12 protein-coding genes are annotated in these 15,940 nt (G+C 59.8%); 10 read left to right on the forward strand and 2 right to left on the reverse strand.

The window, feature by feature from the left end; all coding sequences use genetic code 11:
* Positions 1-212 precede the first annotated feature (212 nt).
* Positions 213-1,148, reverse strand: coding sequence for a LysR family transcriptional regulator (locus AWB75_RS16860; protein ID WP_061125237.1), 936 nt, complete (start codon positions 1,146-1,148; stop codon positions 213-215).
* Between the two features lie 126 nt (positions 1,149-1,274).
* Between AWB75_RS16860 and AWB75_RS16865 the strand changes: the two genes are divergently transcribed.
* The 10 genes from AWB75_RS16865 to AWB75_RS16910 all read left to right on the forward strand — a co-directional run bounded on the left by AWB75_RS16865 (position 1,275) and on the right by AWB75_RS16910 (position 15,262).
* Entirely contained in the window at positions 1,275-3,401 is a 2,127-nt protein-coding gene (locus AWB75_RS16865) for a 3-hydroxyacyl-CoA dehydrogenase NAD-binding domain-containing protein (protein WP_061125238.1), read from the forward strand.
* Between the two features lie 12 nt (positions 3,402-3,413).
* Positions 3,414-4,592, forward strand: a complete 1,179-nt coding sequence (locus AWB75_RS16870; RefSeq protein ID WP_061125239.1) for an acyl-CoA dehydrogenase family protein — start codon at positions 3,414-3,416, stop codon at positions 4,590-4,592.
* Positions 4,593-4,604: 12 nt separating this feature from the next.
* Positions 4,605-5,744 (forward strand): acyl-CoA dehydrogenase family protein, encoded by a 1,140-nt coding sequence (locus AWB75_RS16875; RefSeq protein ID WP_061125240.1) that lies wholly within the window; start codon positions 4,605-4,607, stop codon positions 5,742-5,744.
* A 43-nt stretch (positions 5,745-5,787) separates the two neighbouring features.
* Complete coding sequence (locus tag AWB75_RS16880; RefSeq protein ID WP_061125241.1) at positions 5,788-6,042, forward strand: hypothetical protein; 255 nt, start codon at positions 5,788-5,790, stop codon at positions 6,040-6,042.
* Between the two features lie 138 nt (positions 6,043-6,180).
* Positions 6,181-7,218 (forward strand): alpha/beta fold hydrolase, encoded by a 1,038-nt coding sequence (locus AWB75_RS16885; RefSeq protein WP_061125242.1) that lies wholly within the window; start codon positions 6,181-6,183, stop codon positions 7,216-7,218.
* 480 nt (positions 7,219-7,698) lie between these two features.
* Positions 7,699-10,362 (forward strand): type VI secretion system Vgr family protein, encoded by a 2,664-nt coding sequence (locus tag AWB75_RS16890; protein WP_061125243.1) that lies wholly within the window; start codon positions 7,699-7,701, stop codon positions 10,360-10,362.
* Entirely contained in the window at positions 10,355-12,400 is a 2,046-nt protein-coding gene (locus AWB75_RS16895; protein WP_061125244.1) for a phospholipase D-like domain-containing protein, read from the forward strand. The genes AWB75_RS16890 and AWB75_RS16895 overlap by 8 nt, the downstream gene beginning before the upstream one ends.
* 2 nt (positions 12,401-12,402) lie before the next feature.
* Positions 12,403-13,698: an SEL1-like repeat protein gene (locus tag AWB75_RS16900; RefSeq protein WP_200822996.1), complete on the forward strand. Its 1,296-nt coding sequence runs from the start codon at positions 12,403-12,405 to the stop codon at positions 13,696-13,698.
* An 86-nt stretch (positions 13,699-13,784) separates the two neighbouring features.
* Positions 13,785-14,036 carry a PAAR domain-containing protein gene (locus tag AWB75_RS16905; RefSeq protein WP_061125246.1) on the forward strand — a complete coding sequence of 84 codons (252 nt, stop codon included), beginning with the start codon at positions 13,785-13,787 and terminating at the stop codon, positions 14,034-14,036.
* A gap of 275 nt (positions 14,037-14,311) precedes the next feature.
* Positions 14,312-15,262: a hypothetical protein gene (locus AWB75_RS16910; protein WP_235012134.1), complete on the forward strand. Its 951-nt coding sequence runs from the start codon at positions 14,312-14,314 to the stop codon at positions 15,260-15,262.
* Between the two features lie 303 nt (positions 15,263-15,565).
* Here AWB75_RS16910 and AWB75_RS38530 read toward each other — a convergent pair whose 3' ends face one another.
* A complete protein-coding gene (locus AWB75_RS38530) occupies positions 15,566-15,898 on the reverse strand; it encodes a hypothetical protein (RefSeq protein ID WP_235012135.1) in 333 nt (110 codons plus the stop codon).
* Between the last annotated feature and the right edge of the window lie 42 nt (positions 15,899-15,940).

A 15,940-nucleotide genomic window follows, 5' to 3' on the forward strand; every position in this document is an offset into this window, starting at 1 on the left:
TTATCCGCACATGCGATGCATATGGTTCAGGCATTTGTCACCCGTGTCGACGTTCCGTCGAAAAGCCAATCCGAAAAAGCCGTAAAAATCACGCGCACGCTGATCAATGTCTCGCGTAGCGGTGAACGAGGCCTGCGGGAAGAGGCACAGGAAATAACGGCGATTCAAGGAAGAGTCCGCCCTACGTGGTCGATATGCAAGGCGACATGTAGCTACTGGCCACGCACATCAGCGGACGCCGCAGGCACACGCCCCCGTCCCGCCTTCTGCGCCCGATCGAGCATGAAGTCGATGAAAGCCAGCGTCGCGCGCGTGTGATGCCGGTTCGGCATATACAGCATGTACATGTGCGTGCCGAAGATGCTGAGACGCCATTCATCGAGCGCGGTGACCACATCGCCGCGCCGCATGTCTTCCATCACGACATAATCCGGCACGATGCCGACGCCCAGTCCCGCGAGAATCGAATCGCGCAGAAAGAGAAAGTTCTCCGATATCACGCTCGGTTCCAGCAGCACTTCATGACGTTCGTCGCCGAGATAGGCGGCCACGCGCGTCTGCTTGCCGATCACCGACGCGGTGATCACCGGCGCGACGCGCAGTGCTTCGAGCCGCGTCGGCATGCCGTGCGCCTGCGCATAGGCCGACGACGCGCACGCGACATAACGCACCGGCCCCATATCGCGCGCGACGAGGCTCGGCGGCGGCTCGGGCATCACGCGCACGGCGATATCGACTTCATCGCGCAGCAGGTCTTCGACGCGATTCTCGAACATCACGTCGAGCACGATATCCGGATACTCCCGCTTGAACGCGATCAGCCATTCCGACATCACGAGCTGCCCGTAACCGCTCGGCACCGATAGTCGCACGCGTCCCTGCAGCCGCTGCCCGAGCGTCGACACCGATTCCTGCGCCGCGAGCAGCGCGTTGCGGATCGACAGCCCATGCTCATACAGCTTCAGGCCGATCTCGGTCGGCTCGACGCGGCGCGTGGTGCGCCGCACGAGTTGCAGACCAACCGACTTTTCGAGCTGATTCAGGTGATAGCTGACATTGGCGCGGCTCATCTTGAGGCGCCGCGCGGCTTCGCTCAGATTGCCCGCATCGAGGATTTCGACCAGCAGCGTGAGTTCGTTGACATCCACGGCAATATTAATTGTCAAAAGCGATTTGACAGTCTGTCAACCGGCGCTGTAATTGTCAAGGATGCCTTTCCCCGCGACAATGCACCCACGCCATTCCGAAAAAAATCCAATCAGGAGACTTGCTCCATGACGCTTTCGAGCGCGCCCGAAACCGCGGCCGTCCAACATGAATTGCGCGGCGGCGTCCTCGTCGTGACGATCGATCATGCGCCCGTCAACGCGATCAACGCAGGCGTGCGGCGCGGCCTCATCGACGCGATCGACGCCGCCGATGCCAACGCGTCCGCGCGCGCGGTGCTGATCGTCGGCGCGGGCCGCGGCTTCATCGCGGGCGCGGATATCCGCGAGTTCGGCAAGCCGCCGGTGCCGCCGTCGCTGCCCGACGTGTGCAATCGCATCGAAGCGTGCGGCAAGCCGGTGATCGCGGCGATTCACGGCGCGGCGCTCGGCGGCGGGCTGGAAATCGCGCTGGCGTCGCATTACCGGATCGCCGTCGAGGGCGCGAAGCTCGGTCTGCCCGAAGTGCTGCTGGGTCTTTTACCCGGCGCGGGCGGCACGCAGCGCTCGGCGCGTCTGATCGGCGCGCAGGCCGCGTTGTCGCTGATGCTGAGCGGCCGTCACGTCGGCGCGCAGGAAGCGCTGCGTCTCGGTCTCGTCGATCGCGTCGGCCAGAGCGACGACGTGGTCGCCGAAGGGCTCGCCTTCGCGCACGAACTCATCGCGACGCAGGCCGCGCCGCGTCGCACGAAAAACGCGCGCGGTCTCGCGGACAAGGACGCGAGCACCGCCGCGATCGCCGCCGCGCGCGCGGAAACGCAGAAGAAATCGCGCGGGCTGCTGTCGCCGCTGAAGATCGTCGACTGCGTGGAAGCGGCGCTGAATCTTCCCTTCGATGAAGGTCTGCGCTTCGAGCGCGAACGATTCCTCGAATGCCGAGAAAGCCCGCAGCGCGCGGGACTCGTGCATGCGTTCTTCGCCGAGCGCGAGGTGCAGAAGTCGCCGGAAACGCGCGATGCAAAGCCGCGCGAGATTCGCTCCGTCGGAGTCGTCGGCGGCGGGACGATGGGCGCGGGCATCGCCGTCGCGCTGCTCGATGCGGGCCTCGCGGTGACGATGATCGAACGCGACGACGCATCGCTCGAACGCGGCCGCGCGCACATCGAAAACGTGTACGACGCGCTGATCGGGAAAGGGCGCATCACGCAGGAAGCGAAGGCGCGTGCGCTGCAGCGCTTCGACGGCGCCACGCGCTACGACGCGCTCGCCGACGCCGATGTCGTGATCGAAGCCGTCTTCGAGGACATGGCGGTGAAGAAAGCCGTTTTCGCCGAGCTCGATCGCGTGTGCAAGCCGGGCGCGGTGCTCGCGACCAACACGTCCTATCTCGACATCGACGAGATCGCGGCGAGCATCTCGCGTCCGCAAGACGTGCTCGGGCTGCACTTCTTTTCGCCGGCGAACATCATGAAGCTGCTCGAAGTGGTCGTGCCCGCGCGCGTCGCCGCCGATGTCGTCGCGACCGGCTTCGAGCTCGCGAAGAAGCTGAAGAAAGTGGCCGTGCGCGCGGGCGTGTGCGACGGCTTCATCGGCAATCGCATGCTCGCGGTGTATCGCGCGGCGGCGGATCATCTGATGGAAGACGGCGCGTCGCCGTATCAGATCGATCAAGCCGTGCGCGACTTCGGCTTTCCGATGGGCCCGTATCAGGTCATCGATCTCGCGGGCGGCGACATCGGCTGGGCCGCGAGAAAGCGCCGCGCCGCAACGCGCGATCCGAATGCGCGCTATGTGCGTGTCGGCGATGAACTGTGCGAGCGCGGATGGTTCGGCCAGAAAACGGGACGCGGTTTCTATCGATACGAAGACGGCGCGCGCATCGGCAAGCCGGATGCGGAAGTCGAGGCGATCATCGACGCGGAGCGCGCGCGTGCGGGCGTTACGCCGCGCACGTTCAGCGACGACGAGATCGTGCGCCGCTATATGGCCGCGATGATCAACGAAGGCGCGAACATCGTGCATGAAGGCGTCGCGCAGCGTCCGCTCGATGTCGACGCCACGCTGATGCACGGCTTCGGTTTTCCGCGCCATCGCGGCGGTCCGATGCACTACGCTGACACCATCGGCCTTGCCAACGTGCTCGCCGATATCCGCGCGTTCGCGAAGGAAGATCCGCTGTTCTGGCGCGCATCGCCATTGATCGTCGATCTCGTCGAGCGCGGCAAAAACTTCGCGAGCCTGAATCGAACTTCATAGGGATCGGCAGTCATGGACCTGAAATTCACCGCGGAGGAAAAGAGCTTCCGCGCCGAAGTGCTCGAATTCCTGCGCACGTCGTTGCCGGAGCACATCGCGCAAAAAGTGCGTACAGGCAAGCGTCTGATGCGCGACGACATGGCGCAATGGCACGGCATTCTCGACGCGAAAGGCTGGCTCGCGAATCACTGGCCGAAGGAATACGGCGGACCCGGTTGGACCGCGGTGCAGAAGTTCATCTTCGAGAACGAATGCGCGATTGCGGGCGCGCCGCGCATCGTGCCCTTTGGCGTGAACATGCTTGGGCCGGTGCTCATCAAGTACGGCAGCGAGGCACAGAAGCGCCACTGGCTGCCGCGCATTCTCGATGGCTCCGACTGGTGGTGTCAGGGTTATTCGGAGCCGGGCGCGGGCTCCGATCTCGCATCGGTGCGCACGTCGGCGGTGCGTACGATGGAGAACGGCGAGGAGGTCTACGTCGTCAACGGACAGAAGACGTGGACCACGCTCGCGCACTACGCGAACATGATCTTCTGCCTCGTGCGCACATCGCGGGACGCGCGCAAGCAGGAAGGCATCAGCTTTCTGCTGATCGACATGAACACGCCGGGCGTGGAAGTGCGTCCGATCATCACGCTCGACGGCGAGCATGAAGTCAACGAAGTCTTCTTCACCGATGTCCGCGTGCCCGCCGCGAATCTCGTCGGTGAGGAGAACAAGGGCTGGACTTATGCGAAATATCTGCTGACCTACGAGCGCACGAATATCGCGGGCGTGGGCTTTTCGGTCGCGGCGCTTGGCCGCCTGAAAGCGGCGGCGGGCAGGATGCAGAGCAATGGCCGCGCGCTCATCGACGATCCCTTGTTCGCCGCGCGTCTCGCGCGTGTGGAGATCGATCTCGAGAACATGAAGACGACGAACCTGCGTGTGCTCGCGGCGGTTGCGGGCGGCGGCGCGCCGGGCGCGGAAAGCTCGATGCTCAAGATTCGCGGCACGGAGATTCGCCAGGAGATCTCGTCGCTGATGCGCCGCGCGATGGGGCCGTATGCGCAGCCTGTCATCGAATATGGTTCGGATGACGAAACTTCAACGGAGGCCGCGCAGTACTTCAACAATCGCAAGCTGTCGATCTTCGGCGGCTCCAACGAAATTCAGAAGAACATCATCGCGAAGATGATGCTCGGGCTCTAAAGGAATCGCGCGATGAATTTCCAGCACACCGAAGACCGGCGGATGCTCGCGGATTCGCTGAATCGCTTCATCGTCGAACAATACGGGTTCGACATGCGTGATCGCATCGCGCGCTCCGAAGAAGGCTTCAGCCGCGACATGTGGCGGCGTTTTTGCGAGCTCGGCATCATCGGCGCGTTTTTCGATGAAGCGGCGGGCGGCTTCGGCGGCGATGGTTTCGATGTCGCCGTCGTGTTCGAAGCGCTCGGGCGCGGGCTCGTCGTCGAGCCGTTTATCGATGCGCTGATCGTCGGGCGCGCGCTCGCGCATGCGGGCAGCGAGGCGCAGCGTGACATCATCGCGAAGTTGATTGAGGGCGAAACGATCGCGGCATTCGCGCACGATGAACCCGGCTCGCACTACGAGCGCGCGCGCGTGACGACGCGCGCCATACGGCGTGGCGATCAATGGGTGTTGAAAGGCGCGAAGGGCGTCGTGCAGCAGGGCGAGCATGCGGACGTGTTGCTCGTGTCGGCGCGCACGTCCGGCGGCGATTTCGAACGAGCGGGCATAGCGCTTTTCATGGTGCCGCGTGAGCATCGAGGCGTGAGCGTGCGTGGCTATCGAAAGATCGATGGCGGACGCGCGGCGGAAGTCTTGCTCGACGATGTCACGCTCGATGCCGACGCGCTCGTCGGTCATGAAGGCGATGGCTACGCGACGCTGGAGCATGCAGTGGGCTATGGACTCGTCGCGCTGGCATCGGAAGCGGTTGGCGCGATGGACGTCGCGAAAGAGCACACGCTCGAGTATCTGCGCACGCGAAAGCAGTTCGGCACGCCGATCGGCGCGTTTCAGGCGCTGCAGCATCGCATGGCCGATGTGCTGATCGAGATCGAACAGGCGCGCTCGGCTGCGATCAACGCGGCGGCGGCGGTCGGTGAATCGGGTGTCGCGCGTGAACGTGCATTGTCGGCGGCGAAGTATTCGGTCGGGCGCATCGGCGCGCGCGTCGCAGAGGAGTCGATTCAACTGCATGGCGGCATCGGCATGACGTGGGAGCTGCCGCTTGCTCATTACGCGAAGCGCCTCGTGATGATCGATCATCAACTCGGCGACGAGGATCATCATCTTGCCCGCTATATGGAACTTGGACGTGCTTCCGTTTCCTGAGCGCGTGTCAGGCAAATGAACTAGCCTGAGGCTTTGAACGACCATGCTCGCGATCATTAACGACACCGTCCGAAGCGACGCGGCCAAGCTGGCCGACAAGGAAGATACCACGCTCTGGCGCTGGTTTTCCGGACTGTACGACGAAGGACGAATCCGCTGGTGCCGGTCCGCGCAAGGATGGCTCGTCAGCGTGGACCACAAGCATCTCGCGACGGCGCCGGACTTCGATACGGCGATCCGCGTATCGCGTGAACGGTACTACAGCGGCAGGCTGAAACGCGCGGAGCTTCGTCGCTGAAGCAGGCTTGTGTATCGCAATGTATCCGGGCGGCGCGGCGATACATAGCGATTCAACTTCACCCGCATTCGACATGAGCCGGATACGTCGGCCGGTTCTAATATCCCCAAGCCAACACGCACAACAAGGGGAAATGCCATGTCGGATCCGATCAATACACGCCGCCGCCGTTTGCTGGGCACGATCGTTGCCGGCATCGGCCTTCTCGAACTCGGCCTGAGCGGGCTCGCGAAAGCGCAGCACGCGAGCACGCCGCGCAGCATGTTCACGCCGCCCGCTTCGTTCACGAATCTACGCTATGTCGAGACGTCGACGCTTCGCATCGGTTATGCGGAAGCCGGACCGCGCAATGGTCCCGTCGTCATACTCGTGCACGGCTGGCCGTATGACATCTATAGCTTCGCCGAAGTCACGCCGATGCTCACGTCGGCGGGTTATCGCGTGCTCGTTCCGTATCTGCGAGGCTACGGCCCGACGCGCATTCTTTCCTCCGACACGCCGCGCAACGGGCAGCAGGCGGCGATCGCGCATGACATCATCGAATTCATGGATGCCTTGAAGATCGACAAGGCGATTCTCGGCGGCTTCGACTGGGGCGCGCGCACGGTCAATATCATCGCGGCGCTGTGGCCGGAGCGCTGCAAGGCGATGGTGTCGGTGAGCGGCTATCTCATCGGCAATCAGAAGGCCGGCGAAACGCCGTTGCCGCCCAAGGCGGAGCTGCAGTGGTGGTATCAGTTCTACTTCGCGACGGAGCGCGGCCGCGCGGGTTATGAAGCGAATCGCCACGACTTCAACAAGCTGATCTGGCGCCTCGCATCGCCCCAATGGCAGTTCGACGATACCGCTTATGAACTTTCGGCCGCTTCGTTCGATAATCCGGATCACGTGGCTATCGTGATTCACAACTATCGCTGGCGTCTGGGACTCGCGCAGGGCGAGCCGCAATTCGATGCGCTCGAAGCGCGCCTCGCCACCGCGCCGACGATCGCCGTGCCGACCATCACGATGGAAGGCGATGCGAACGGCGCGCCGCATCCCGAGCCGTCCGCGTATGCGAAGAAGTTCACCGGCAAGTATGAGCATCGGAATATTGGTGGCGGCGTCGGGCATAACTTGCCGCAGGAAGCGCCGCGCGCTTTCGCCGATGCGGTGATCGAGGCGGACCGGATGTGAGCGGGCGGTTGTAACGCCCGGTTTCAGATGAAGGCAGGGTAGGGACTATCAAACAGTCCACCGGGAGACTCGGCGTTGTCAGGAACGCGCCCGACGCATGGTAGGCGAACGCGCTACGCGTCCCTGATGCGTTCAACCAGAGGTGCATATCGAGGGAAGCCATGACGCTGTAAGCGACGTCGGCGGGCATGGCGGCGGACTCAGGTACCTGAACGCGCGGCCCAGGCCGCGGCGTCTTTCCACTTGTCTCCGCCGCAGCGGTAACTGCCACCGCCGGAAAGTCTTCAACCACTAGGAATGCTCCCAATTATACGGACTGCGATTGATTGTTGACTCCAGGCAGTAAAAATTTAGGTCACAATCGAACGGTTTGACCCGAATTACAAAGCTAATTCGTGGCATGTGATCCGATGGGGCGTAGCGCAACGCTTCAGTGTAGTCGTCGAGCCAACGGCGCAAGTTCAGCAGGGAGTATTTCGCATGTCGATGGTGTTACCGAGTCAGGCGTATAGCCTGGTACTCAAGCCGCAGCCCGGGCTTATCTCTGTGTCGAGCTTCAATGGAAAGCTTGATATTAGTGAGTTATACAAATTCAATATCGAATTCACCAGTCCGGACTCCGATATCGGAATGGACGAGGTGGTTGGGCGTCCCGCAGCGTTCACGGTGGAACCCGTGGACCCGGATATGGACTATCTTTCCCGTATGTTTGGCGAGCGGGCAAAGGACTTCAGCAAGGTGCCCAAGGCGTTTGCGACGCACGGGATCATTGACACGTTCGAAAAACTCGGCACGTCGGCCGACGAGACGCGATATCGCGTCACACTCGTGCCGAAAATCGCAGATTTGGCCAGGGTGCGCAAAAGCAGACTGTTTCAGAAACAGTCGGTCGTTGAAATTATCACGGACACCTTGCGCCACTACGGTTACCGCTTGGGCGTGGACTTCGATTTTCTGAAACTTCGCGGCAAGTATAAGCGGCACGAGTACGTCACTCAATATCACGAGACGACCTTTGCATTCGTTCAAAGGCTCTGTGCGGAGGAAGGCCTTTGGTTCCGCTTCGAGCAAAAGCGCGATCGCGCCGTGATTATATTCGGGGATGATCTGGAGGCCTATGCTCGTAAGAAAAGGATTGTGCCATTTCGTCTGTATTCGGGCCTTGAGAGCGCAGGCGCGGAGTCGATCCGTTCGCTCAAAACCATCACCCGGCGCGTGCCTGAAGCGATCCAGTTGAACGACTACAACCATCGGCAAGCGGATGTTTCGCTGCTGGTGGAAGAGAATGTCGCGCCGGCGGACAAGACCACGGATGGCGTGGATTCGACTTGGGGTGAACATTACGAAACCCGCGAAGAGGGTAAGGAGATCGCGCGCCGTCGCCATGAAGAGCATCTGGCCACGCAGATCAGCTTTCGCGGACGGGGCAATCCGTTCTCGCTCGAGATCGGTGAAGCGATGAACCTGGACGTCAACCCGAAGGATGCGCCGCACGGGTTGCTCGTGACGTCCATCCGTCTCGGCGGCGGTCGGCGCACGTCGTACTGGTGCGCATTCCGGGCGATTCCAGCGGATCGGAGGTGGCGTACGAGCATCAGTTCGATCACGCGACCCAAAATCGAAGGCATCCTGCCAGCGCGAATCGATTCGCCGGGGAAGTACACCTATTCGTATCTGACCGAGAAAGGGCTGTACGTCACCACGATGCCGTTCGATCTGGACGAATGGAGTCCGGGTGGCCGCAGCCGTGCGATTCGGATGATGAAGCCGTATGCGGGGCAGAACTACGGTCACCATTTCCCGCTGATCGACGGGGCGGAAGTTGCGCTGATCTTCACTGCGCAAGATCCGAATCGGCCCATGATTGCGGGCGCCTTGCATGACAGTCTGAATCCGGACCTCGTCAACAACCTGAATCACACGCGGAATATCATCCGCACCGCCGCGCTCAATGAGATGCGTATGGAGGACAAGCGGGGATTCGAGCATATCCATCTGACGACGCCATTTCAGGCCAGTGAGCTCACTCTCGGGCACATGGTCGATGGGGATCGCAAGGAGAGGGGGCGCGGGGCGGAGCTGCGCAGCGATGAGCACGTCGCCGTCCGAGGGGGGAAGGGCGTATTCATTTCTGCGGACGTGCAGAATGCGGCCGGCGGCAAACAGCTTGATATGCAGCCCGCACAAGGCCTGCTCGAACAGGCGTTGCTACAAACTCAGTCCCTCGTCGTGACTGCCAAGGCGGCGCAGGCCATTGCGGCCGACTATGAGAGTCAGAAGGCGCTGCTTGACGGCACCCTGCGCGAACTGAAGAAGGCGGGCGTACTGGTGAGCGCTCCAGCGGGCGTGGGCGTTGCATCGGGTGAGCATCTGCAGCTGACTGCGGCCAAGAACCTCATGGCGACTGCGGGGGGAAGCGCCGATATTGGTGTGCTGCGTCGCTTCACAGTCGCAGCGGGCGAAGCGGTGTCGATTTTTGCGCAAAGACTGGGGATGAAGTTGTTCGCAAAGGGCAAGGTGGAAGTGCAGTCGCAGGGCGATGAGATGGCACTGTCGGCGCTCAAGGACGTGACGATTTCGAGCGTGGACGGTCGGCTCGTACTGTCCGCGGCCAAAGAAGTTTGGATTGGTGCGGGCGGGTCGTACATCAAGATCAACGCCAATCGCATCGAGAACGGCACGCCAGGGGACATTCTCGAGAAATGTGCGGTGTGGAGCAAGCCGAGCGCAGCGTCGGCGCAGATCAGTTCGAAGCTGCCAGACAGCCTGCCGGGCCAGCCGCTTACGATCAATCTGGCCGCATCACCGGCGTCCAGATCGGTTGTTCCTGCGGGCATGCCGTACACACTTTCTGCTGATGGCAAAGTCGTTAGCAAAGGGTTGATCAGCAAAAACGGTCAGATACCCGTCAACCACATGACCACGACAAAGGAATATAGGTTGGAGCTAGCGAACGGCGTGACTTACTCCGTGCCAGTCGCGGAAAACTATCGGGGTAATGCCGCCAACGGCGAACTCGCTAACAAGGGCTTTCAGTTTCACGAAGGATTGGCTGGCTCAGAGGATGCGGTGGACAGGGCTGTTCACCGCATGCAATACAGCAATCTATTGAATTCAACCGACTCAGAGAACAGTGATGTCTAGCCCTAGCACAATTGTTACGCCTATTGCTCTGTCTAGTACGAATAGTGCAACGGGCACGTTTCCATGGTTCGTTCAGAAAACGGAATACAACCCGGCAGACGCTACCTACCGCCAATTGGTCAACGGGGAGGAAGCATTCGGAGCAGTGTATGACGCCATACTACAAGCCAAGAAAAGTGTCGACATCATTTGTTGGGGATTTCAACCGTCAATGTATTTCAAGAGGGCGGCTGGAAACTCCGATTACTTGCCTATCGGTTCGTTGCTTGTCAAGAAGGGCGCAGAAGGGGTGAAGGTGCGGCTCCTTTGCTGGATGGATATCCTTCATCTCGCAGAGATTTCGGAGAACAACATGCCCGGGAACAGTGTGGCGACCGAAGCGCAACAGCATCTACCTGATGGCGTGGTGAAGCGCATTCCGGTCGTGTCGTCTATGTTCTCGCGACCTTATGAGACGGATGATCAGCTTGATTTCGATCGGGAGTGGTATCGCCGCGCCAACAAGAATAACGTTACGAAGTCACTCATTTTGCCCCTGGTGTCCAAATCCACGATGGATAGACTGTTCACGGGGCCGATCACACCGATGGTCGAATCTTTGCTCGGCAAAGGGAGTTTCAAGAACATCGATCTTGCTACACGAGGATTCGACACAAAAGATCGCGCGGAGATTGCCTTCAGGACGGCGCTGCTTGGCAAAGACAAACAACGAAGTGCGGGAGGCAAAGCGGAGAATGGCGCTGTAATGGGCGCCTTTGCCACGCATCATCAGAAGATGGTGTTGGTTGACTACGAGGATCCTGAAAACGCAGTGGGATTCGTCATGGGGCATAACATGCTCGATACCTATTGGGATAAGGACGACCACAGTTGCGTGCGGCAAAAGCCGAACGTGGGGCGAAATGGCTTGCATCCGAGACATGACATCTCAAGTCGAGTGAGTGGGCCAATCCTGAAGGATCTCAACCATAACTTCTGTGAGGCGTGGGACGATGCAACCGGCGAGTTTCTCGCTGTCTCGCGGGCGTTGCTCTATAAGAAACTGAAACGACGAACTGACCTTGGTGACCATTCGACGGTTCGGGCTCAGATTCTTCGAACGCAGTCTCAGAAAGGCAAGCGAGACATTGAACAGCTCTATCTGCAGGCGGCGAACAACGTCTCGAACTATATCTATGTGGAGAATCAGTATTTTCGGTTCGTGCCGCTAGCGGAAAAAATCAAGACAGCCGTCGCACGCCAAATAACGAAGGGGCGAAGTCCTGATAACCCGATTTATCTGTTCGTAATTACAAATTCGAATGACGAAGGGATCGGCCCTGGAACAGTCAATACCTATCGGATGTTAGAGGCACTCGGCAGTGCAGATCAAATTCCAGGCGTTGCGACCCTTGAGCGAGAGGATGCAAGGCAAGCTGATCTGGTGAAACGAGCATCGCAGGCCGACTACGAGGCGAGTCAGCTTGAATGGGCGCTTCAACAGGCCGCGGGACGGTTTCCGGAGTCGGTGGTGAATCCTACGCGAGAGCGAGCTAAGGCGGCTCGCGCACAAGCGGCGAAGTTCAAGGAGCAAATGAAGCAGAAGCCAGGGCCGGTCGTCCCGACGCCTATTCCCGGGCTCAAGATGCATATCTGCACGCTTGTAGCGCCAGATTCGCCGCCAAGTGCATGGGATTACGTGTATATCCACGCTAAGTTGATGATTGTGGACGACGTCTTCACGACGCAGGGATCGGCGAACTTGAATTCTCGAAGCATGGAAGGAGACAGTGAGTTGAATATCTGTCACGAAAACACTGAGGTTACAAGGCCTTTGAGGAAGCGCTTGTGGGAGATGCATACGAAGATGCGTCGAGCAGGTTCAGACGGTGTCGACAGCGATCTGAATGGTTCACAGGATGATGCCGGAAAGGCTTTCAGGGCATGGGAAGATATATTAAAAATAAACGAGCGTCGGGAAGCCACCGGTAAGGCTTCACCGCTTGCGTCGGTAGTAAAGTTCATCAGGTTATCGGCGGATCGGCAGGATAGTGATTGATGATGAAAAAGACTTTTATCCTATCGGCCGTTGCGACGGTGATTTTGTTGAATGCATGTGAGAGGGAGAATTCAGTGTCCGCATCTGTACCTGACCTTAAAGAAGTTCGAGCAAATCTGGCATTCACATGCTCGCATGAAGTAAATCGTCTACCGTCGTTGGACGGTCGAACCGAGAGCTTGTTTGCGTACGGTCGTTACCTATACAAACAAGATGGGGAGAAGAACTTCAATCAAGTAGCTCGCTACTACCGGATTGCAGCGGCGCACGATCACTACAAGGCCAATCACAACCTACAGCTATTGATTTCGCAAGGGCTTGCCGATTCTCCAGACGGGGTTGGTGAAGTCCTTGGTTTGGCGGAACAACTGATCAAGCAAGGTGTACCCGGTGGCTACTACGATATCGGTCACTATCTGGAGCTTGGGTATGGTCTGAAACAAGATTCTGAGATGTCGCTCCGATATTTCCGGAGAGCGGCGGACTTGGGTAACCCGGATGCCCAGTTTTATGTTGGAGAAAAGCTTTCTCCTCACGACAAAGCGCCAGAGGTTGCGAAAAAGTTGTATGCCTGCGCCGCTGACCAAGGGAACGGTGAAGCGGCGTTGTCGCTTGGACTGATGCTGCAAATTGGAGATCGTCAGTTCGTCGATGCAGTTCGATCTCTCCAGATCGGAGTCAAGGCAGGAAATCGAACGTCAGCTTCGATGCTAGCTATGGGCTTTGAGACCGCCTCTGCAGAGGATGACGCTACGTTCTTCGCTTTGCCTAAGGACCCAGAACGCGTCGGACGTTATCGAAAGATCGCAGACTTTCTAAGTTCAAACGAGAGCCGCAACCCCAAGGTCCCGGACATCGACAAGATCGTACCGCTTCCACCGGCGAAGCTACCACCGTGGGACGGCACTTTTGAATGGCAAAAGCAGCAGGACGCGGCAGTTCCTCCGCCGAAGCCATCTGAAGAACTAGTCGAACGGCTGGCCAAGGAAAAGAGTCTCGACCCTGCCACGGGACTGCCGCTATCGGAGCAACAAAAATCCGCTATGGCGACGAAGGTCCCATTGAATACCACGGTTCGCGCTATGGAAGTCTGCCCGCAATCCGGCGTTTGGCGAGCCTGCCCGCCGTCGGGTTATGTGGCGACATCCGCCGAACGAAGTTTCCAGAAGGGCGAGAAACTTCCGCTTCTCGAGGTCGTGCAACCGCGGGCGATCGGCATGCTCGATAGCATGCTCGGCGTTCGTCGCATGCACACCGATGGCGTGTGGCGCTTGATTTCATACGGCAACGAAGCATAACCAACGACGAAGTCGCGATGCGTAGTGAGGAAGCTGCGCATCGCCGGGTCGTACCAGCAGCCTTTCTTAACCCGATAGACGTAACCATGCCCGACCTGATTCTTCTCGGCGACGCCACCGACCACGGTGGCCGCGTCATTACCGCATCGACCACGATGATCTACGAAGGGCGTGGCGTCGCCCGCAAGGGCGACCAGGTGACCTGCCCGAAGCATCCCGAGGTCAAGCCGAACCTCATTATCGATGGCGACGAAGAGACGGTGGACGAGGGCGTGCCCGTAGCTCGCCACGGCTATCGCGCGATGTGCGGTTGTCACCTCATCTCCAGTTTGCTCTGAGTCGCACGATGCCGGTCGAGTTGCCTCCCGAGAAGTCCACCGAGGATCGTCCCAAGCCGCCGAACGTCATCGTTTGGCTGGTTCTGCTGCTCGTATTCATGGTGGCGGGCGTCACGATCACGCTTCTTACCTGGCCGAAGGGCGAACCTACCGGCACGGTCCAATTCTGGATTCGCCTGCTGGGTGTTCCTCCGCTCGCGTGGGCCGTCGCGCTCGGGTTTCGCCTTCTGTATCGCGATCAGGAGAACGAGCGCCTGGACGCGGAAGAGGAAGTCTTGCGCGAGGACCGCGAGAAAGCGCTTGAATTCGCGAGCGAGCCGCTCGCGGTGACGGCATTGGCGTATCTGAGCGCAGCGGGTACTCAGAACGAGCACGTAGCCGCCGATGTCGTGAAACTCAAAAGCGTGATCGAGGCGCAAGATACGCTGGACGGGAAGCCTGCGATTCGGCACTCCGCGCTTGAATTGGTGAGCAACGACGAGAACCCTTGTCGCTATCGCGTGTGCTTCAAGCGGGTGATCGCTTCGGTAAATAAGGCAATCGAAGCTGTTCCATTCGATGTGCCTTTCGGTGTGCGCCTGCAACTACCCGCCGATGTCGATCAAATGGCATTGCAACAGACTTGGCAAACCTGTTGGGATGAGACGATGAATCGCCCCGCCCATTCCGTGCTCGTTTCGCCCGATCAAGGTGCGATGGCGTTGGACGAATGGCTCGATGAGCAGGGCGGCCCGACGCTTGAGAAGTTCCTGCTGTTCGTCGCTGTGCAACTGCATGACTCGCCACCTCAGAACAGCGGCGAAGCGGCGGTGGCGATGCTGATCGGCTGGCCGCAGCTTGCGTCACGTCGGCGGATCGGATGCATCGGATCGCTGCATCGTCCGGTGTACGTATCAGGCGAGGATATCAACGGACCGCTATCCACCGCACTGCAATGGGGCCGTGCGAAACATGACGCCGTCACCGATCTGTGGCAGGCCGGACTCGATAAAGCGGACAAGGCAACTGTGCTGAATGGTTCATCGGCGCTCGAACTCGGCGTGTCGAAGGCCGATGACTTAAGCGGCATACATGATGTTGATGCCGCGCTCGGCCGAAGCGGCTGTGCCTCGGCATGGCTTGCGTTGGCGCTGAGTCTCGAACACGCGGCACGGACGCATCGACCACAACTTGTGGCGTGGCGCGATGCATCGCTTCGTTTCTCGATCGTTCAACCGGTCGCCTGAACTTATTTTCCCATTCGAAGTATGAAGTTTTCAAAAATCTCCGGCTATTGGCTGCTGGCTGGCGCGCTCACTGTGAGCGGCGCGATCTTTGCCTGGTACAACGGGGACAGCATTGATCCATCACCTTATAAGCGGGTGATGTACGTGTGTGCCATCGGCGCGTTCGCACTCGTGGCGCGAGCGAATTTCACTGGGGGATGGCGCCGTGTGGCACGTAGTACAGCGCGTGACGGCGCCAAAAAGCATGAACGCGAGGCTTCCGCCCGTGCGAAGTCAACTGAAGTCACCGCCGCCGATCTCGGGTCATCGCGCCGCGAGAAACTGGAACTGACGCTTCGTGACCGACACGGACGACGTTGGCGCTATCGAGACCGGTGGCTTGCCATCGTCGGTGATGAGCGGGTGGTCGCACGCATGACGCCCGGTTTGGTTGAGAACGGCTACGCCGTTGCCGGTTCGACTGTCCTCCTTTATGCGAGACAGAACGGCGATTCGCTCGACGCAAGCTGGCTCGAACAAATTCGTGAACTTCGGCGGGGGCGTCCCGTTGACGCAATGGTGGCGATCGAACAGTCGAGCGCTCAAATAACGCGATCGTTCGATGGGCCAGCCATCGCGCAAAAGCTCGCTCGTCACGCCCGTGCGCTCGGGTGGGCCGCGCCCGCATACTTGCTCAAC

The organism is Caballeronia catudaia, from assembly GCF_001544755.2.
In the GTDB taxonomy this organism is placed as follows: Bacteria; Pseudomonadota; Gammaproteobacteria; order Burkholderiales; family Burkholderiaceae; genus Caballeronia; species Caballeronia catudaia.